20 protein-coding genes are annotated in these 19,127 nt (G+C 70.5%); 12 read left to right on the top strand and 8 right to left on the bottom strand.

Going from position 1 to position 19,127, the window contains the following annotated elements; genetic code table 11:
• From E1285_RS32685 to E1285_RS32665, 5 genes are all read right to left on the bottom strand, one after another.
• The coding region (locus tag E1285_RS32685) for a glycosyltransferase (RefSeq protein ID WP_132158438.1) at nucleotides 1-1,144 on the bottom strand (1,144 nt) is incomplete at its 3' end.
• Entirely contained in the window at nucleotides 1,141-1,818 is a 678-nt protein-coding gene (locus E1285_RS32680; protein ID WP_132158437.1) for a polysaccharide deacetylase family protein, read from the bottom strand. The genes E1285_RS32680 and E1285_RS32685, both read right to left, overlap by 4 nt.
• Nucleotides 1,790-3,478, bottom strand: coding sequence for a lipid II flippase MurJ (locus tag E1285_RS32675; RefSeq protein WP_132158436.1), 1,689 nt, complete (start codon nucleotides 3,476-3,478; stop codon nucleotides 1,790-1,792). Before E1285_RS32675 ends, E1285_RS32680 begins: the two co-directional genes overlap by 29 nt.
• Nucleotides 3,475-5,043, bottom strand: coding sequence for an O-antigen ligase family protein (locus E1285_RS32670; RefSeq protein WP_132158435.1), 1,569 nt, complete (start codon nucleotides 5,041-5,043; stop codon nucleotides 3,475-3,477). The genes E1285_RS32675 and E1285_RS32670 overlap by 4 nt, the downstream gene beginning before the upstream one ends.
• On the bottom strand, nucleotides 5,040-6,500 hold the full coding sequence (locus E1285_RS32665; protein WP_132158434.1) for a sugar transferase: 1,461 nt from the start codon (nucleotides 6,498-6,500) through the stop codon (nucleotides 5,040-5,042). Before E1285_RS32665 ends, E1285_RS32670 begins: the two co-directional genes overlap by 4 nt.
• A 498-nt stretch (nucleotides 6,501-6,998) precedes the next feature.
• Here E1285_RS32665 and E1285_RS32660 point away from each other — a divergent pair, with 498 nt between their 5' ends.
• On the top strand, nucleotides 6,999-8,207 hold the full coding sequence (locus E1285_RS32660; RefSeq protein ID WP_132158433.1) for an Ig-like domain-containing protein: 1,209 nt from the start codon (nucleotides 6,999-7,001) through the stop codon (nucleotides 8,205-8,207).
• 209 nt (nucleotides 8,208-8,416) lie between these two features.
• Nucleotides 8,417-9,538: a hypothetical protein gene (locus E1285_RS32655; protein ID WP_132158432.1), complete on the top strand. Its 1,122-nt coding sequence runs from the start codon at nucleotides 8,417-8,419 to the stop codon at nucleotides 9,536-9,538.
• A 162-nt stretch (nucleotides 9,539-9,700) separates the two neighbouring features.
• Here E1285_RS32655 and E1285_RS32650 read toward each other — a convergent pair whose 3' ends face one another.
• A complete protein-coding gene (locus E1285_RS32650; RefSeq protein ID WP_132158431.1) occupies nucleotides 9,701-10,150 on the bottom strand; it encodes a YdeI/OmpD-associated family protein in 450 nt (149 codons plus the stop codon).
• 148 nt (nucleotides 10,151-10,298) lie between these two features.
• Between E1285_RS32650 and E1285_RS32645 the strand changes: the two genes are divergently transcribed.
• Together E1285_RS32645 and E1285_RS32640 are read left to right on the top strand one after the other, a co-directional pair.
• Complete coding sequence (locus tag E1285_RS32645) at nucleotides 10,299-10,949, top strand: DUF998 domain-containing protein (protein WP_243723210.1); 651 nt, start codon at nucleotides 10,299-10,301, stop codon at nucleotides 10,947-10,949.
• 73 nt (nucleotides 10,950-11,022) lie between these two features.
• Nucleotides 11,023-11,667: a TetR/AcrR family transcriptional regulator gene (locus E1285_RS32640; protein WP_132158430.1), complete on the top strand. Its 645-nt coding sequence runs from the start codon at nucleotides 11,023-11,025 to the stop codon at nucleotides 11,665-11,667.
• A gap of 170 nt (nucleotides 11,668-11,837) precedes the next feature.
• Here E1285_RS32640 and E1285_RS32635 read toward each other — a convergent pair whose 3' ends face one another.
• Nucleotides 11,838-12,200 carry a hypothetical protein gene (locus E1285_RS32635; RefSeq protein WP_132158429.1) on the bottom strand — a complete coding sequence of 121 codons (363 nt, stop codon included), beginning with the start codon at nucleotides 12,198-12,200 and terminating at the stop codon, nucleotides 11,838-11,840.
• Complete coding sequence (locus E1285_RS32630; protein WP_165966850.1) at nucleotides 12,188-12,637, bottom strand: ATP-binding protein; 450 nt, start codon at nucleotides 12,635-12,637, stop codon at nucleotides 12,188-12,190. Before E1285_RS32630 ends, E1285_RS32635 begins: the two co-directional genes overlap by 13 nt.
• 100 nt (nucleotides 12,638-12,737) lie before the next feature.
• Here E1285_RS32630 and E1285_RS32625 point away from each other — a divergent pair, with 100 nt between their 5' ends.
• The 8 genes from E1285_RS32625 to E1285_RS32595 all read left to right on the top strand — a co-directional run bounded on the left by E1285_RS32625 (nucleotide 12,738) and on the right by E1285_RS32595 (nucleotide 18,998).
• Nucleotides 12,738-13,547 carry a DUF5753 domain-containing protein gene (locus tag E1285_RS32625; RefSeq protein WP_132158427.1) on the top strand — a complete coding sequence of 270 codons (810 nt, stop codon included), beginning with the start codon at nucleotides 12,738-12,740 and terminating at the stop codon, nucleotides 13,545-13,547.
• A complete protein-coding gene (locus tag E1285_RS32620; protein WP_132158426.1) occupies nucleotides 13,544-13,741 on the top strand; it encodes a DUF397 domain-containing protein in 198 nt (65 codons plus the stop codon). Before E1285_RS32625 ends, E1285_RS32620 begins: the two co-directional genes overlap by 4 nt.
• Nucleotides 13,742-13,804: 63 nt before the next feature.
• Complete coding sequence (locus tag E1285_RS32615; RefSeq protein WP_132158425.1) at nucleotides 13,805-14,419, top strand: hypothetical protein; 615 nt, start codon at nucleotides 13,805-13,807, stop codon at nucleotides 14,417-14,419.
• A 132-nt stretch (nucleotides 14,420-14,551) separates the two neighbouring features.
• On the top strand, nucleotides 14,552-15,490 hold the full coding sequence (locus E1285_RS32610; RefSeq protein WP_243723209.1) for a sigma-70 family RNA polymerase sigma factor: 939 nt from the start codon (nucleotides 14,552-14,554) through the stop codon (nucleotides 15,488-15,490).
• A gap of 55 nt (nucleotides 15,491-15,545) precedes the next feature.
• Nucleotides 15,546-16,103, top strand: a complete 558-nt coding sequence (locus tag E1285_RS32605; protein WP_132158424.1) for a dihydrofolate reductase family protein — start codon at nucleotides 15,546-15,548, stop codon at nucleotides 16,101-16,103.
• 260 nt (nucleotides 16,104-16,363) lie between these two features.
• Nucleotides 16,364-16,498, top strand: a complete 135-nt coding sequence (locus E1285_RS48295) for a hypothetical protein (protein ID WP_279510111.1) — start codon at nucleotides 16,364-16,366, stop codon at nucleotides 16,496-16,498.
• Nucleotides 16,499-16,722: 224 nt separating this feature from the next.
• Nucleotides 16,723-17,844, top strand: coding sequence for a methyltransferase domain-containing protein (locus E1285_RS32600; RefSeq protein ID WP_165966849.1), 1,122 nt, complete (start codon nucleotides 16,723-16,725; stop codon nucleotides 17,842-17,844).
• Nucleotides 17,845-17,891: 47 nt separating this feature from the next.
• The gene (locus E1285_RS32595; RefSeq protein ID WP_132158422.1) at nucleotides 17,892-18,998 is read left to right on the top strand and encodes an SMI1/KNR4 family protein; all 1,107 of its coding nucleotides are present in this window, start codon (nucleotides 17,892-17,894) and stop codon (nucleotides 18,996-18,998) included.
• The last annotated feature ends 129 nt before the right edge of the window (nucleotides 18,999-19,127 follow it).

The following is a 19,127-nucleotide window of genomic DNA, read 5'->3' as shown; positions in this document are numbered from 1 at the left end:
GTGCTGGGTGGGGTTGGTGGTGGGTGGGGGCTGGAGGACGGTCGTCGCCGGTCGGTTCGTCGAGGCCGTTCTCGTATAGGCGGGCCAGCTTGGGGGCCTGCTCGGCGATGGCGTAATGGCCGACGACCGGCGGGACCGGCGTCCGCTCGCGTGGCCCGCGCACGAGGCGTTCGATCTCCGCGCTCCAGGTCCGCGCGTCGGTCGGCAGCCGCCGGGCGTGCGGCGCCTCGCCGGGCGGGCGGTCGTCGAGGGCCGGGCAGGTCGTGTACAGGACGGGGAGCCCGGCGGCCAGTGCCTCCAGCACGCCGAGACCGAACGACTCCTGGACGGACGGGGCGGCGAGGACGTCCATCGCCGCGAGGGCGCCCGCGACGTCCGACGTCCCGCCGGCGAAGATCACCCGGCCGGAGGCGCCGAGGTCGCGGGTGAGCCGTTCGAGCGTCCCCCGCTCCGGGCCGGCGCCGACGAGCAGCAGCCGGACGCCGTCCAGCCGCGCGACCGCCTCGATCAGCAGGTCGAACCGCTTGGTGGGGACGAGCCGCCCGACGGCGCCGACGATCGGCTCGTCCGGGAGGATGCCGAGCCGCCGCCGCGTCGCGGCGCGCCGCGCGGCGTCGAACGCGAACGCGGCGGCGTCGACGCCGTTCGGGATCATGACGATCCGGCCGGGCCGTACGCCCCAGCCGCGCAGGCGGGCCGCCACGGTCGGCGACACCGCGACCGTCGCCGACCCGAGCCGCTCGGTGGCCCGGTACAGCTCCCGGACGCCGCGCGTCGTGGCGCGTCCCTCGATGTGGCCGTCGCCCAGCGAGTGCTCGGTGGCGATGACGCGGGGCGTCCCGGCCATGCGGGCGGCGATGCGGCCGTACACGCACGCTCGGTACAGGTGGGTGTGGACGACGTCGTACCGTCCCCGGCGGATCAGCCGCGCGAGCCGGGGCAGCGCCGCGACGTCCCGGTTGCCGCTCATGCCGATCTCGTGGACGGGGATGCCCGCGCCTCGGATCTGCGCGCCCAGGGTCCCGGTCCTAGTGAGCGTCGCCACCTCGCAGGACACGGCGGGCAGGTGGCGCAGCAGAAGGGCGAGCTGGCGTTCCGCGCCGCCGTGCTCCAGCCCGGTGATGACGTGCAGGACCCGGGTCACACCCGGCTCCGGCGGCGCAGTTCGTGCCGGAGGAGCTTGGCCCGCATCCGCAGCGGCCCGTCGCGGTCGCCGATGTAGGCGCGGGGCATCGCGTGGCGTGACGGCTCGTCCGGCTTGATGTGGCACGCGTAGTCGTAGCCTGCGGCGCGCACCGCCTCGACCTCCCGGGACGTCGCGTGCCCGTAGGGGTAGGCGAAGCCGGTGACGGGCCCTTCGATGATCTCCTCCAGGCCGGCGCGGCTCTCCTCCAGCTCCTCGCGCAGCTCGGTGTCGTCGGTTCCGGGCAGCGAGACGTGGTGCCTGCCGTGCGAGCCGATCTCGATGCCGGCGTCCGCGACGGTGCGGATCTGGTCGTCGGTCATGAGGGGTTTGCGGGGGCCGTCGTCCCACGCGTTGTAGGTGCCGGTCCGTCCGGACACGATGAACGCCGTCGCGCCGAACCCGTACCGCAGCAGCACCGGGACGGCCCGGGTCGCGAAGTCGGCGTACCCGTCGTCGAACGTGAGCCCGACGAGGCCGCGCGCCCGTCCGTCGGCGTGCGCGTCGAGCAGCTCGGCCATGCCGGCGCCGCGCAGGCCTCGCGCCCGCAGCCACGCCATCTGGCGCTCGAACCGCGCCGGCGACACCGTCACCAGGTGCGGGTCCTCATGGAAGTGGTCGACCGAGTGGTACATCAGCACCAGCGGCGCCGGCCGGGTCTCCTCCGCCGGGCGGGGCCCGGTCGCCGGGCCTGGTTCCGCCGGTTCGGTCAGGTGTGTCGGTTCGGTCGGCTGGCTCACTGATCTCCCCCGATTCGGTACGGCCGCGGCGGCCGAGCGTGCGGAGCGGCCCCACGGCGATCCATGAAGCGACCCACGAAGCCATGGGGCCGGGTCCCGCCAGGACGGTCAGGACGGCGAAGGCCGCGGCGGTCACGGCACCGCCGGCGGCGAGCTGGACGATCGCGGGCGTCCCGGCGCCGAGCGCCGCCGCGGCGACGAGCCCGGCCGCGCAGGCCCCGGCCGCGGCGAGGACGAGCCGGAACACATCCGTGGCGATCCGCCGCAGCGAGACCGGCGCGACGCCCGGCCGCAGCCCGGCCAGCAGCAGGACGGCGGCGAGCGTGATCCCGGTGGCGTTCGCGGCGGCCAGGGCGAGCGTCCCGGCCGACACGGCGAACGCGCCCCCGATCGCGGCGGTGACGGCGAGGCCCACGGCGAGGACGCCGGCGGGACGCCACGTCGGCCGCTTCTGCGCGAAGAACGCGCGGGCGGCCAGGCCGACCGCCGACTGCCCCCACAGTCCGAGGGCGTAGACGCGCAGGATGGACGCGGTGCTCCGCGTGTCGTCCTCGGTGAACTCGCCGTGCTCGAACAGCACCTTGATGACGGCGGGCGCGAACGCGACGAGGAACGCCGTCGCCGCCAGCACCATCGCGCTCGCGACGGCGAGGTCCTGCTGGATGCGGCGGGCGACCTGCGCGGTGTCCCCGTCCGCCGACGCGCGGGCGAGCCTCGGGAACGTCACCGTCACGATCAGCAGCGAGAGCACCATCGGCACTTGCGCGACCTTCTGCGCGTAGTTGAGGTGCGAGATCGACCCGGCGGCCAGTTCGGAGCCGAAGAACCGCTCGACGAACACCTGCGCCTGCCGCGTCACGGTGTAGACGACGATCGGCGCGACGGCCGCCACACCGATCCGCAGGTCGAGGTCCTGGCCGCGCGGGGCGGGGGCCTCGCGGAGGCAGCGCAGGAAGGCGGGCGCCTGGACGGCGACCATCAGGACGCTGCCGCAGGCGACCCCGATCGCGGCGCTGGTGATGCCGACGGCCCCCGAGAAGCCCGCGATGAGCGCGAGGATGCCGACGTTGTAGGCGAGGTAGATGGCGGCCGGCGGCCCGAACCTGTGGTGGGCGCGCAGCGTCGCGCTCATGAATCCCGCGACGCCGAACGTCACGACGGTGATCGCCGTCAGCCGGACGCACTGGACGGCCGGGCCGGTCTCGGTGAGGCCGGGCGCGAGGACGTCCACCACGAGGGGCGCGGCGACGACGAGGGTGAGCGTGGCCGCCGAGAGTCCGAGGACGATCCGGGGCAGGGCCGTCGCCACCAGCGGGCGCGGGCCGTCGCCCCGCGCGAGGAGCTGCGTGACGACGGGGACCATGAGCAGGGCCATGGCGTCCTCGATGAGCAGCGGCGAGACGGTCTCGGGGATCGTCCACGCGACGAGGAACGCGTCCGTGCCGGCGCTCGCCCCGAACAGGTGCGCCATGACCAGGTCGCGGACGAACCCGAGCCCGGTGCCGGCGCCGATCAGCACGCCGGACAGCACGGCGGCCCGCCCGACCGAGGTCATGCGCGTGCCCTCCCCGGCGCGCCTTTCGCGGGCGCGAAGTCCCCGAACGCGCGGGCCGCCACGACCCCGAGGACGATCGCGATGAATGCGCAGGTCGGCCCGCCCAGGTCCGCGTACAGGAAGTTGACCAGCAGGAACGCCGTCAGCGCGACGCTCGCGAGCCAGAACGGGTCGCCCGCGTCGCGGCGCGTCCACAGCCCGGCGACGATCACGGCGAGCAGCGCCACGAGCGCGGCGAGCCCGGCCACGCCCTGCTCGGACAGGAACAGCAGGTACTCGTTGTGCGGCGACAGGAGCGGCTGCCGGACGTACCCGTTGACGGGGTCGGCGGTCTCGCTGCCCGACGACAGTTCGATCCCGGCGTAGGTGTCGCGGTAGGCGGGGAAGTTCTTCACGCCGACGCCGGTGACGGGATGGTCCTGCCAGATCCGCACGGCGGCGCCCCACAGGTTGTACCGGTCCTCGACGGACCGGTCGGGGTCGCTGATCGACCCGGCCATCGACTTGCCCCGCTCGACGACGGCCTGCGACCCGCCGCCCATCCCGGCAAGCGTCACGAGCACGAGCGCGGCGCAGCAGATCAGGACCTTCACCGCCGTCCACCGGTTGAAGATCACCAGGGTGAGGACGGCGGCGGCGCCGAGCGCGAGCCACGTCCCGCGGCTGAGGGCGAGCGCGAGCGCGACGGCCAGCACGCCGAGCCCGGCGAGCGCGGCGGGGACGGCGGCGATCCCGCGTCCGGGGGCCTTCAGCGCGAACGCGGTCAGCACCAGGAACGCGATCCCGACCACGATGGACATCGCCATCACGTCGACCGCTCCGAACGTCCCGACCGCGCGCATGTTGTGCTCGCCCATCGACGCGCCGTTCCCGGTGGCCGACTGCCAGATCCCGTACACGGCCTCCCCGAGCCCGAGCGCGAGCACCGACGAGCAGACGATCGCGAGGTCGCGGCGGTCCCTGACGAGCAGGACGACCGCCAGCGGCACCAGCACGAAGATCTGGAGGCTCCGCACGAATCCCGGCAGGCTGGACGCGACATCGGTCGAGCACACCGTGCTGACCCCGAGCGCCGCGATCAGCGGCCCGAACGCCGCGAGCGCCGCCCGCGGCATCTCGACCCGCCGCGTGACCAGCAGCGACGCCGCGACGACCACCAGCAGGACGCTGGCGATGTCCCCGGCGGTGACCTGCACGCCAGGCCCGAACGCCTCCGCCCCGGGCGGGATGCCGACACTCAGAACGGCCCCGGCCACCAGCCAGCTGGGCCGCCTGGGAACCCTTCTGACCGCCTTGGCCAGCCCGGCCGCCTTGGCCAGGCTGGTCACCTTGACCGCCTTGGGCGAGCGGGGCGTTTCGCCGGTCGAGGCGGCTGGGCCCGCCTCGCTCGTATCGGACGTCGGGGTCACTCCTGGCGCCTCGGCCACCTCGCCCCTTCCGTTCGCCTCCGCCGCTTCGATCACCTCACCCGCCTCGACCGCCTCCCGCGCCCGGGGCACCTCGGGCGCTCTGGCGAGTTCGGGGGGCTTGGAGTAGGTGACGGTGGGGGGTGTGTGGTCGGTCATCCGGCGTCCCTGCACAGCATCGCCCGGACGGTCAGGAGAAGGATTCGCAGGTCGCCCGCGAAGGACCAGTGGTCGATGTAGTGGTTGTCGAGCCTGGCGCGCAGTTCGATGGACGTGTCCCCTCGGAAACCGTGGATCTGGGCCCAGCCCGTCATCCCGACCGGCACGCGGTGGCGGAGCATGTAGCCGGGGCAGGTGCGGGAGAACTGCTCGACGAAATGGGGGCGTTCCGGGCGGGGGCCGACCAGGCTCATGTCCCCGCGGATGACGTTCCACAGTTGCGGGAGTTCGTCCAGGGAGGTCGCTCTGAGGAACCGTCCGACGCGTCCCATGCGGTCGTCGCCCTTGACCGTCCAGCGGGTGTCGGACTCCTGCTCGTCCGCCGGTTTCAGCGTCCGGAACTTCAGCAGCACGAACTCCTCGCCGCCCAGCCCGATCCGCCGCTGCCGGAACAGCACGCCCGGACCGCCCTCCATCCGCACGGCCACCGCGCACAGCGCCAGCACCGGCGACACGAGCAGCAGGATCAGGGAGCCGGCGGCGAGATCGAGCAGCCGCTTGGCGTACCGGGCCGCCGGCTCGCGCAGCCGCCAGTCGACCCGCGCGCACGGCAGCCCGGCCAGGTACTCCCGCCGGGTCGCCGCCACCGGGACCACGTCCGACGGCGGCTGGACGAGCAGCGTCTCGCAGGGGAGCCCGAACGAGATGCGCAGCACGGCGTCCAGATGGCCGGGGTGGACGTCCTCGGCGACCACGAGCAGCGTGTCGATGCCGTGTTCCTCGACGAGCGCGGGCAGGTCCGAGGTCTCCCCGAGCACGGGCGCCGCCACCGCGGGCCCCCCGGGCTCCGTCGCGCCCGCCGCCACCTGCCCGACCGCCGTCAGCCCGAGTTCCCCGCGGTCCCGCAGGATGCAGGCCATGTGCGCGGCCGTCCCGCCCGTCCCGACGATCAGCGCGGGACGCGCCCGCGAGCGGCGGCACCGGTACGTCCGGACCGCCGCGTTCACGAAGGCGCGGACGGCCAGCGACCCCGTCCCGGCCGCACCCGCGATCCACAGCCACGCGGCCGCCGCGCCGAGCGCGGAGCCCGGCAGCAGCACCGCCGCGAGCGCCGCCACGACCAGCGCCCGCAGGACGATCGGCGGCCCGTCGGCCAGCAGCGAGGGGCTGCGACGCATCCGGTAGAGCCCGCCCGAGGCGTTGCACGCGATCAACAGCACGGCCGCCACACCGGGGACGGCGCCGGGCGCGGGCCGCAGGACGGCGACGGCGACAGCGATCACCCAGCCGTCAACCACGGCGAGGCACACCGGATACAGGACGGCCAGGATCCGCGTGCCGGTCGCGCTGCGGCGGCGCGGGACGCCGGGCGCGAGAACGGCCACCGCCTCGCCCGCGGCGAGGTCCGCGGGGGCCGCGCCGGGGTCGATGGAGGGACTCAGCCCCTGGGCTCTCATCGCGCGTCCCTTCACAGACAAGAACTCACCCGGGAGGTGACTTTGCGGGGCCGTCGCGGGCGGCCACGATCCAGGATCGCAGCGCGTCCCGGCGCGGATCGCCGCTTTTAACCGGCCCCTACACAATCTTGGATAGAAGATCAGCACAAGCCGTGTGAGCTGCGAAAACAATTCAAAGAACGAGCACCGGAAGATCAAAGCATGCGCCAATCGGGGCGACGATCACGCGCCTTTCCTTTTCGCCCGATTGGATCGATTTTCGTCCGCCGCGTCCGGGCGGGACCCGCCCGCGCGGCCAAGATGGACCGCCGAAGATCCGAGAATCGCCCACCCGGGCCGAACCTTCGCGGGACGATGGGACGTACACGTGATCGGACGCCGCGCCGACCGGCCGTCCCGCCGGGACGAGGCCGTTCCGCAAGCGATCTTGTTGCCGTCCCGCAGGGGCACGGCACGGCGGGCTGGAGAGGGAGAACGGTGCGAGGTAAGGCCTTGGTGATGACGCTGGTCCTCGGGCTGGTCGCGGCATGCGGCGGCGGGGACGGCGGCGGCGGCGAGAAGACCGCGAAGGGCGGCAACGACGGCACGCCCCAGGTGACGATCGTCCCGGCGAACGGCAGCGGCAAGGCCCGTCCCGACCAGGGCGTGACGGTCACCGCCACGGGCGGCACGCTCGGCCAGGTCTCGGTGAAGCTGAAGGGCGCCGACGTCCCCGGAGCCTTCTCCCCCGACAAGACCCGGTGGCGCTCGAAGTGGACGCTGCGGCCCGGCGGCGGCTACCAGGTGTCGGCCACGGCGACGTCCCCCCAGGGCCAGTCCACCACCGCCACCAGCGCCTTCCGCACCAGCCGCGCCACCGCCGCCACCCGGATCAACAACGTCGTCCCGTCCGAGAACGAGACCGTCGGCACCGGCATGCCGGTCTTCGTCCAGTTCAACAAGACCGTCCCCGAGAAGGCCAAGCCCGCGATCGAGCGCGGCATCGAGATCTCCTCGACCACCCCCACCGAGGGCGCATGGCGCTGGCTCGCCGCCGGCGAGTCGTTCAACGGCCTCCCCTCGGTGGTCTTCCGGCCGAAGCGCCCCTGGAAGCCGCACCAGAAGGTCTCCGTCACCGTCCACTACGCGGGCCTGAAGATCGGCGACAACGTCTTCGGCGACAAGGACGTGACCCGCACCTTCAAGATCGGCGACTCGCACACGCTCAACATCAACGCCAAGACCCACCGCCTCGTCGCCAAGGAGAACGGCCGCACCGTCCGCGACTGGGGCGTCAGCCTCGGCTCCGGCGGCGAGGTCAAGAACGGCGTCGACACCCTGCTCACCACCAGCGGCGTCCACCTCACCATGGACCGCAGCCGCATGGAACGCATGATCTCGCCCGGCAAGAAGAAGGGCGACCCCGGCTACTACGACGAAAAGATCCCGTGGGCGACGCGCATCACCAACAGCGGCGTGTACATCCACCAGAACACGGAAGACCCGACCTGCCTCGGCAAGCGCAACTGCAGCCACGGCTGCATCCGCTCCCCCTCCGCCGACGCCAAGTGGCTCTACCGCTGGTCCTACCGCGGCGACCTCGTCACCATCACCGGCACCAAACGCGAACTGTCCTGGACGAACGGCTGGGCCTACTGGCAACTGCCTTTCCCGAAGTGGGCAAAGGGCAGCGCCCTGGACAAGCCGATAACCACCACCCGCACCTGACCGCCAGCCGGTCGGGGGCCACCGACCCGTCGGAGGGCCGCTGCCCGACCAGGGCGAGTCAGCGCGAACGCAGGGGGCGGGACCCCGAGCGGGGCCATCCTCAGTCACCGCCGAGTGACTATGGGCCGCTACCCTCACAGTGGGCCGTGGGCGGCATCGCCGCCGAACCAGCCCCACCCGCCTGAGCACCGGGCCGACGGGAGTGAGCTGTGGCATCGAAGATCGTCCTGCATATCGGCCTGCAGAAGTCGGGCACCACGTTCCTGCAGCACATGTTGCAGGACAACAGCGAGGCACTCGCCGGGTCGGGCGTGCTGTACCCCGTCCCGAAAGACTGGGACGACGGGAAGCGGAGCGTGGCCAACCACGAGTGGTCGAGCTACGGCCTGCTCGGCACCGAGTTCCCGTGGGTGACGCAGGAGCGCGCGTCCCGGATAGCTCCTTCGTGGGACCTTTTGCTGGACCAGGTCCAGAGCTGGCCCGCCACCGTGCTGCTGTCGGCCGAGGCCCTGTCAGTGGTCCGGCCGGACGCCATTCGCCGCCTCCTGGACTCGCTCGCCGTCGGGGACGTCGAAGTCGTGATCACGGCCCGGAGCCTGGGCCGCTCCCTGCCCTCGCTGTGGCAGCAGCACATCCGCAACGGGCGCAGCACCAGCTTCGAGACCTACCTCGGCCGCCTCGCCGCGCACCGCGACAAGGGCCGGAACCACGTCGAAGCCGACCTCGACGCACACATCTGGCGGGCCTTCACCTTGAGCGGGCTGGTCCAGCGCTGGTCTGACGCAGGAGCGAACCGCGTCTCCGTGGTGACTTCCCCCGGCAAGCCGCCCGAACTCCTCTTGGAGCGTTTCACGCAGGCAGCCCGCCTGCCCGACCTCGTGCACGTCCCCGTCGCGGACCGTGAGGCCCACACCGGCCTCACGGCACCGGAAACGCTGGTGCTCGCTTCCTTGAACGCGGCCTGGCGAGACAACTCACGGTCCCGGCAGAAGGCGGACCGGCTGCGGCAGACCGTCACAGAGCGCTTCCAGGCCCGCGAACGGCGCGGCGGCAAGGTCGTCATTCCGCCCGAATGGCGTTCCCGGGTGGCCGACTGGAGCAGGGCGGATCTCACGACTCTCCAGGCCACGGACGCACGGATCGTCGGCGACATCGGGGACCTCCGCTACGACCCCGACCAGGAGAAGACCGCCCCGCCGACCGCCGAGGAGACCGCACGCGCCGGAGCCGAAGCGGCGCTCGCCCTGGCAGACCCGGCCGTGGCGGACCGCCTCCCGCATGACTCCCTGGTTCGCCGCAGAGCCCGCGGCCTCCGCCGCCTGATGGGCTGAGTTACCACGGGCCCCTGGGACGAACTTGTACGCAAGGGTCCGCTCGCCCTGCACGCGCTCCGCCGGCAGGGCAGGTCGGCGACGAAGCGTTCGACCGGTTGATCAAGCAGTGGCCGCAGCGGCACCGGATCGCTTCCAGGCAGATCGGCTCCGGCCCGGCGGTCAGTCCTGGCCACGCAGCGCCGCCATGGTCTTGGCCAGGCGGCGCTGGCGTGTCTCCTCAGTCTTGGCCGCCGCGATGGGCTCCCCGTGCGCGCGCTGCTTGCTGTAGGAGAGCTTGTCCCATGCCTCGGCGGCCACCGGGTCGGCGGCCAGGGCCTCCGCCAGCACCGGGTGGGGTTCGAACACGCGTGGCGCATCGTCCAGTTCCAGGGTCACCTCGACCTCGTCCCCGGCACCCCGGCCGGTGGCGGCGCGCGTCTGCGAGTTGAACGAGATGAGAAACCGCCCGCCCATCGACGTGATGGTGTTGCGGTAGGTGTAGCCGCCATCGATCGTCACCGTGACCGGGACGCGCTTGCCCTTCCCGAAGGACAGGACGATCTCTTCCGGGACGACGATGCCGGCGTTCCTGCCGTCGGGCGTCCAGAGCGTGGTACGGAACGTCACCATCTTCTGCCTCCTTGGCGTCAGCGCGTCCTGCACTGAACTCTCTCCAGCCCCGGTGACCGGGGCAACACAATCTTCGACTCCGGTAGCGATGAGTTCTTAAATACTAGACAGTCTAGTTCTGTATCGCCTCTCGGAAGGAACGACCCTGATGACTACCGCACCTACGCCGACCGACACCATGGGACCGACCCGTCCGCTCCTGCTGGCAGGAACGGTCGCCGGCCCGCTGTTCGCCGTCGTCGCCGCGGCCCAGGCCCTGCTGCGCGAGGGATTCGACCCGCTGCGGCACGCGGTCAGCCAGCTCACCCTCGGTCCTGGCGGCTGGGTGCAGTCGGCGAGCTTCGTCCTCACCGGCCTGCTGACGCTCGCCTGCGCCGCCGGGCTGCGCACCGCCCTGCGCGGCGGGCGCGGACGGCTCTGGGGCCCCCTCCTCGTCGGGGTGCAGGGTGCCGGGTTCGTCGCCGCGGCCGCCTTCCCCGCCGACCCGGGCAACGGCTTCCCACCGGGGTCCCCCACCACCGCCACGTTCACCACCACCGGCATGCTGCACCTCACGTGCGCCGGCATCGCGTTCCTCGCGCTCATCGCCGCATGCTTCGTCCTGGCAAGCCGGTTCTCCGCCGACGACGCACGCAACTGGGCGATCATCGGCCGCATCGCGGGGGTGCTCCTGTTCGGCGGCTTCGCCTTCGCGAACACCGGAGCGACCGGCGGCACGCTCGCGATGTTCGTCGGCGCCGTGGCCGCCTGGGGCTGGGTCGGCGCGTCTGCCGCCCGGCTCGCACGATCCCCGGGGTGACCGCACACGAGATCTCTCACCGGGCCGACGGCACCACGCGCCGTCGGCCCGGTAGCCCTGGGAAGATGTCCCCATGGAACTGCGCGAGGGCACGCTGGCGGCGGCCAAGCACCAGGCCATCATGGAGGCGGCAACGACTCTGTTCCTGGACAACGGGTACGAGCGCACCAGCATCGACCAAGTCGCCGCCCTCGCAGCCGTCGGCAAGCAGACGGTGTACAAGCACTTCACCGACAAGAAGAGCCTGTTCACGGAGATCGTCCTCGCCACCACCGACGACGTCGAGGGCATGGTCCGGCTCGTGGCCGAAGTGATGGCCTCCTCCGCGGACATCGAGGACGGCCTCACCACTCTGGCCCAGCAGTTTCTGACCACGCTCATGACACCGCGGCTGATCCGCCTGCGACGCCTGATCATCGCCAGCGCCGGACAGTTCCCCGAACTCGGTCGCGCCTGGTACGAGCGAGGGTTTGAACGGGTGCTGGCCACATTGGCCCAGCAGTTCGCCGAGCTGTCGTCCCGAGGCGTCCTGCGCGTGGCCGAGCCCGCGCGCGCCGCCGAGCACTTCACCGGGATGCTGCTGTGGATCCCTTTGAATCGGGCGATGTTCACCGGTGACGAGACACCGTTCACCCAGAGCGAGCTACACCACCTGACCACGGCCGCAGTGCAGACTTTCCTCGCCGCACACCGCCCGCAAGCCACGACGGCCGCTTAGCTTCCAGGTGGGTCATGCATGCCGGTCTCGATGTCGGGATGGAGTTCGCGGTGCGGGACGGCTTGATGGGCTGCCGGCTTCGGGCGGCGGCGTTGCGGAACGTCCCCAGGCATGCCTTCGTCCCGGCGGTGGCGTGGAGCGGTGAAGGTGACCGGGCCTGATCGAGTGAGTCACCAGGTGGACGGGAACATGCGGTGCTTGAGGAGAAGGTCGACCTGCTCCGCCGCCGCCTTGGCGTCCCCGCAAGGGAAGAGGTAACCGGCCCGCCCCCGCTGGACGTCGTGATAAGCCCAGACCCCGCCAGGGACGGCCCGCACACAGACCACCACCCCGACGTCCTCGGCGACGCCGCTGGCGTACACCCAGAGCAGCGGCCGGGGGAACTCGCGCCCGTACAACTTCACGCACCGCCACCCACGCGCCTTGACCGCCAGCGCGAGCACCTCCAGGTACCGGACGGCGACCCGGCGCCCCAGATACGTCCGCCACCGCAGCGCATACCGCTCCACCCGCCATCCACTCAGCACGCGCACGCCGCCCACACCCACTTCCCGGACGGCTCGGTCCTGCGCACCCCGCAGTCGGACGAGAGCGCTTGGACGAGCGGCAGGCCCCAACCCCCCGTCCCGTCGTCGTACCCGTCGTCGAGCGCACACGCGTCCGGGACCACGTCGTCCAACGTGAGTTCGACGACCGGCCGAACCACCGGCATCTCATCGGACGAGTCCCACACAGCCAGCACGACCGTGCCGGCCTCCCGCGTGAACCTGACCCGAATCTCCCGATCCCGCGTGTTCTGCACCGCATTGGCGACCAGTTCACCAGCGATCAGAAGCACATCCCCAGCGATCTTTTCGAGGCCCCATTCAGCAAGTCGAAACTCCACCAACGTCCGCACGAGCCCCGACGTCGTCCCCGCCGCCAGACAGGAGATGTCCAACTCACCCTCATTCACGGCTTTCACCGCCATTTCACCTGCCCTCCTTTCTTTGCGTTCTCCGGACAAGCGTGACCGCCACGAGTTAATTTCGGAAGGTTCGTGAAGCACATGCAACAGCGGAGGAATGCCGATGAGCCGCGCCGATGCACTGCGCCCCGACTTCTCCCTCTGGCATCTCATAGCCGTTGAGCTGCGCAGACAGCGTCAACTGCGACGCATCTCCGGCGCCGCCCTCGGCGTCATACTGGACTGCGATCGCTCAACCGTTGCACGGTACGAATCGGGCGATGTTCAGCTCCCCATAGCCCGCGCCCGGATCCTGGACCACGAATGGGGCATGCCGGGTTTCTTTGAAAACCTAGTCAAACACGCTAAAAACGCCCAGGACCTCGACTGGTGGGAGACGTTCAAGGAATACGAGCGCCGAGCCAACCTCATCAAGACCTACGAGCCCTCGCTGATCCCCGGACTCCTCCAACGAGAGGGCTACGCACGCGCGGTCTTCACGGCGAGCCGCAGGACGGACGCCGAAGAGGCCGTGGCAGAACGCCTGGCCCGCCAGGAGATCCTCACCCGTCAAGGCCCGTGCAAGCTCATGGCCATCCTCGACACAGCGGCCGTCCTACGCGCCTTCGGGGACGTGGACGTCATGCGCGATCAACTGAGCCACCTTCTCGAGGTCTCCGAGCAGCCGAACGTCTACCTGCGAGTGACCTCCGACCGCCTCATCGGCTACGGCGGCGTCGGAGGCGGTTTCACCGTGATGCAGACCCCCACAGGCGACCTCGGTTTCGCCACCGTCGGCTCCACAGGCCACATCTCGCTCGACCCCATCGATATCCAAGAACAGGCGATAAGGTATGACCAGATCGGTATGTCCTCGCTCACCATCGAGGCATCCCGTGCCTTCATCGCCACAACACTGGACTCGCTCTCATGAATATCAAATGGCGCAAATCCACGCGATCGGAAGATCACGGCAACTGCGTCGAACTGGCCGCGCTCCCCAACGCCATCGCCCTCAGAGACAGCCAGGCCCCGGACGGCGGCCACCTCACCCTCACTCCACACGCCTTCGCCACCCTCGTCCACCGCCTGAAGGAAGACACCCACACTTGGTTCTACGCCCGATGATCGGGGTTGGGAGGTAACCGGCCGGCAAGGCAGTCGCGGGCTGGTGAGTGGCAGGATCGGATCATGAGAACAGCTGGCTTCGCCGCGATCGGCGTGGTGGGCTGGCTATGTGTCATCGTCGGCCACTACTTCCCCTGGCGGGGGTACTACGACTCTGCACCCCTGGCCGTCTCCTTGCTCTTCATCGCCTATGTGGTGGCAATCCTCGCGACCGTGGCCTGGGTGGTGCGGTTCTGGCGGCGCGGCCATCACGCTTGGGCATCGGCCGTGGGCGGCGCGGCGATCGTCCTCGTCGTCACCATCACGCAGGTTCCCTGGAACGGCGTCTTCGGGCGGAGCTGGTATGCAGCCCATCATGCGAAGTTCCAAGCGCTGGCTGATGCCGCCCGTCAGGGAGAACTGCACCCGGACTCCGACGGCTGGGTCCGGGGACGGGACTCCTCGGTCCCGAACTTCGGCCACGGGCTCCAGGACGTCTCCGTCCCCAAAGCACCTGGGCGCGTTCTCATAGCCGGCATGTCGTCGGAAGAGGTATCGGAGAACGTCTACCTCTACATCTACGGTCGGCCGGACGCCGCCCAAATCGACCCTTGCACGCTTACGAAGGCCACCTTCGGCGAGTATTACCGCTGCACCCGGTTGAGCGCCGGCTGGTGGTGGCTCCAACGCGGGTACTGACGCACCGGCGGACGTCACGCTGATGAGGGACGCTCGAACCTTTTCAATTCGGTGTAGCTCCTCCTGAGAGGTGACAGCGGAGCCGGGGCCGCCGACGTGATGCCGGAAGGCCGTGTGCGCCATGCTGGGCCGGTGGAGCTTGAGTCTTACCGGGGCGAGCTGGTCGCGTACTGCTACCGGATGCTGGGCTCGTTCCACGAGGCCGAGGATCTGGCGCAGGAGACGATGCTGCGGGCGTGGAAGGCCCGCGATCGGTACGACAGCACCCGCGCGTCGGTACGAACGTGGCTGTACCGGATCGCCACCAACGCCTGCCTGACCGCGTTGGAGGGGCGTGCGCGGCGGCCGCTGCCGACCGGATTGGGCGCGCCGAGCGATGATCCCGGGGCGCCGCTCACACCGGCGTTGGACATCCCGTGGTTGCAGCCGTTTCCCGATGCGCGGTTCGACCTGGGGATGCGGGCCGACCTGCGGCTCGCGCTGGTGGCCTCGACGCAGGTGCTACCGCCGCGGCAGCGGGCTGTACTCGTGCTCCGCGAGGTGCTGCAGTTCAGCGCCGCCGAGGTCGCCACGCAACTGGAGACCACGGTCACGGCCGTCAACAGCGCCTTGCAGCGGGCCCGCACCGCCCTCGCGGACGTGGGCGATGCGAGCGGAGTGGCCGAGCCGGACGATCCCCAGGCACGCGCGGCGATCCAGCGGTACGCGCGAGCATTCGAGGCAGCGGACGTCCCCGCCCTCGTGCGGCTCCTCACCGACGACGCCATCATGGAGATGCCGCCGGTGCCGTTGTGGTACCGAGGCAGCCGCGACTACGGACTGTTCATGCGCCGGGTGTTCGACATGCACGGTGGGGGCTGGAGAACGAGGCTCCTCAGCGCCAACGGGCAGCCCGCGCTCGCCGCGTACGCACCAGAGCCCGGTGGCGGGCACGGGCTGCACACACTGCAGGTCTTCACGGTTACCGGCGGCCAGATCGCACACAACGTGGTGTTCGCCGATCCGCACGTGCTCGGGGTGTTCGACCTGCCCCAGCAGATTTCTTTCGACGATTTCCGCCGGGCGCGATGAGTCGGGCCGGTGCCGCCGGTACATACCGGCGAGCATCGAACGAAAGGACATCACCGTGAGCGTCATCGTCATTCAGTTCATCACCCTGGACGGGATCGTGTCCGACCCGGACGGGACCGCCGGCACGGCGACCGGCGGCTGGGCGTTCCGGCACGGCCCCGAAGCCGTCGCCGGGGACAAGTTCCAGCTCGGCCGGACCCTCGACAACGGGGTCATGCTGCTGGGGCGGGCGACCTGGCAGCTGTTCTCGCAGATCTGGCCCGGCCGCGACGACCCGTTCGCCGCGCGGATGAACGCCGCGTCGAAGCTGGTCGCCTCCCGCACCCTGACCGACACCTCGGCTTGGGCGAACTCGGAGGTCATCGACGGCGACCTCGTCGACGCCGTCAAACGCGAGGATCGCGATGTGATCGTTCCTGGCAGCCTGAGCGTCGTGCGGGCGCTGATGGCCGAAGATCTGATCGGCGAGTACCGGCTGCTGACCTTCCCCACGATCCTGGGCACCGGCGACAGGCTCTTTCCCGACGGCAGGCCACCCGCCTACCTGGAGTGCCTGACGGTCGAGCAGGCCGGCTCCGCCGTCCTCACCGCATACGGCCGAACCGCAAGGTGACTTGCCGAGGTACCCGGCGTCCGCGACGGCACGACCCGGACGCCGGGTACCTCGTCCTCATGCAGGAGGTCTTCGCCGGGTTGCTGGCGGGTGCCAAGCCGGGCGCACCGTCACGCTGAGAACGACGGTCTGCGGGTGGGAGGCCTGGTCGCACCGGCTCCTCGCAGCCACCTACGCCGAGGCGAAAGACGCGCGGGACCGGCCGATCGCCGAATGGGAGCAGGCTTGCGACCACGCGCTGAAACCCGTCCCGGACTGGGGTGCGCAACAGCGACCGCGCCGAACGCGCCCTGCACGAGATCGAGACGTGCTTCTGGCCGTCCTACAGCATGTGGCTGGCAGGCGGCACGATCGTGAAGATGGCCGTCGTCGGGACGGCCGACCGCTGCCACTGAGTCCGACAAAGAGCGCCGTCCTCGCTCTGTGCAAAAGTATCTGTTGACTGTGTGTAATTACTCATTCACTATCTGGACATAGACACTTCGGGTGCCTGTGACGACGGGAGGGAGCAGGATGGGAAAGCACGAGGATCCGGCGGAGAAGAACGGGCACAAGCCCGATAAACCGATTCCTCCGCCGAACAAGGACGACAAGGGCGACGGAAAGCGCGGGAAATAGCGTGGTGGAGGATGTCGCGGGGCGGCTTGAGGGGCTGGTTGAGCGGCTGTCGGCTTCCGGGTGGCTGACCCGGGAGCGGGTGGCGGCGGCCTTGCGGGACGTCCCTCGGCATGCCTTCGTTCCGGCGGTCGCGTGGAGCGGTGAAGGTGACCGGGTGGATCGGGCCACCGCACCTGAAGGGTGGCTCGACCTGGTTTACCGGGACGACGCGATCATCACGCAACTCGATGACGGGCGGACCGATGTGGCTGCGGGGAGCGGCCGGTTCACCTCGTCTTGCTCGGCGCCGAGCACTGTGGTTTCGCTGCTGGAGCTGCTGGACGCCGAGGTGGGGCATCGGGTGCTGGACGTCGGCACCGGGACCGGCTGGACGGCCGCCTTGCTGTCCCGGATGGTCGGGGTGGAGAACGTGACCAGCGTGGAGGTCGATCCGTTCGTCTCGGCGCAGGCTGCGGAGAACCTGAAGGGCGTCGGGGCGTTCCCTCGTCTGGTCGTGGGGAATGGCGCGGACGGGTGGGAGGAAGGGGCTCTCTTCGATCGGGTGCACGCCACGTGCGGGGTGTCGCGCGTCCCCTATGCGTGGGTTCGGCAGACGCGGCCCGGTGGGGTGATCGTGACCCCGTATGCGCCCGGGTTCGCGTCCAGTCACGAACTGCGGCTGGTGGTCATGCCCGATGGGACGGCAGTGGGCAGGTTCACCGGTTATGCCTCGTACATGATGATGCGGTCGCATCGTCAGCCGCCTTGGCCCGCGTCGGGTGAGGGGGGAACCACGTGCACTACGCCGATCGACCCTCGCACGATCGGCTACGCGCCAGCGGGTGCCGATCTCGCAATGGGGGCATTCCTGCCGGGTGTCAATGCTCAGGGACGCCATGAGGGTGACACGTACGTTCTGCGGTTGTGGTCGGAGCAAGCCTGGGCGACCGCCACCTACCGACCGGGGCAACGCGTCCACGAGGTGCGCACGTCGGGCAGCCTGAACCTGTGGGAGGAGGCCGCCCGAGCCTATTTCTGGTGGGTCGGCCAAGGCAGTCCAGGTCGCGACCGGTTCGGAATCACCGTTGCTTCTGGTGCGGAGGCCGTGTGGCTTGACGCACCGAACAATCTGATCGGTTCCTGAAAGGCAGAACAACTTGGACTGTCCGGAGTGCTTGTCATGATGGGCGGATGCAAGCCTCTGTGGACGAGTCGTGGAACGTCATCGTGGAGTGGCTGCGCCGCAATGCCCCGTCCGAACTCATGTTGACCCGGCCACCGGTAGCCGAGAACGACATTCGCGAAGTGGAACGCGGCGTGGGCACCGTCCTGCCCGAGGATCTGGTCGCCTGGTGGCGGCGGACGGACGGCCAGGGCGGTCACAGCGGTCTGGTGCCGTCGTTCTACACGCCGTATTCGGCACGCGAAGCCCTGGACCGTCGGAAATTGTGGATGACCGCCTGGAACGGGGTGATGGAACAGGACGACCCGGCGCGGTTCGCGGCGGCTGTGGCGCGGGAGGATCAGGCGCCGGCGGGCACCTCCTGCAAGGGGGCCTGGTTGCCGCGTTGGTTACCGATCGCGGGTAGCGGAGGTGGTAACGATCTTTTCGTCGACCTCCGGTCCGGTCCTGCCCATGGCTGCGTTCGGGAGTTCGCCCGCGACGACGGTGCCAGTGACTCGGTGAAATGGGACGGCGTGGCGGCGATGCTCGCCGACGTGGCCGCCGGGCTGGCCCGGGATGTCCCCGTCCATGGGCATCGCGTCTGGGTTGAAGACGACGGCAGATTCACCTGGGACAGCGCCGCAAGCCGCTGGTCGATCGGTGGTCGCGTGCCGGTGGACGTTGGAATGCTGCGGGAGCGGTACGCCGCCTTCGTCGCGGAGGCTCGGATGGGTGATCGTCGCCCCCCGGCTGACGGCTCGTGGCCCGCTGAATGGATCGCCGCGCACGTCGTCCGCAACACCGAACTGCTCCTCGCCACCACCCAGGCCGTGCTCGCCGCCGACCCGGCCGCCGACGTCCGCTACGACAACTCCGATGCGATGGCCCCGGCCACACTCGATCGCTACGCGAGCAGCGGGCTCGCCGCACTCGCGGGGCAGGTGGAACAACTCGGTGCCCGCCTTTGCGAGCTGGTCGAGCCGCTCAACCGAGGGAAGCCGATCGTCGACGTCCGCGTCGTCGACGGGGGCGCCACCGTCCTCGACATGCGGCGGGGCTGGCTTGGAGTGCTCAACGCGCTGAGAGGACGCCAACTGCCGTTGCGCACCCGTCAATTACGCGTACTGCGTTGACCGGCGGAGCAGCGTCGATTCCCCCTCCGGTCGGCGGTCACTCCAGGACGTCGAGGCCGCGCAGTTCAAGCAGGCGGGCGACCAGTTCCGCTCGTTCGTCGGACGGCTCCGGTGGGGGCGGCTCGGGGG

It is taken from the genome of Actinomadura sp. 7K507 (assembly GCF_004348425.1).
GTDB lineage: Bacteria > Actinomycetota > Actinomycetes > Streptosporangiales > Streptosporangiaceae > Spirillospora.
This window is presented reverse-complemented; position numbering and strand designations above follow the sequence as displayed.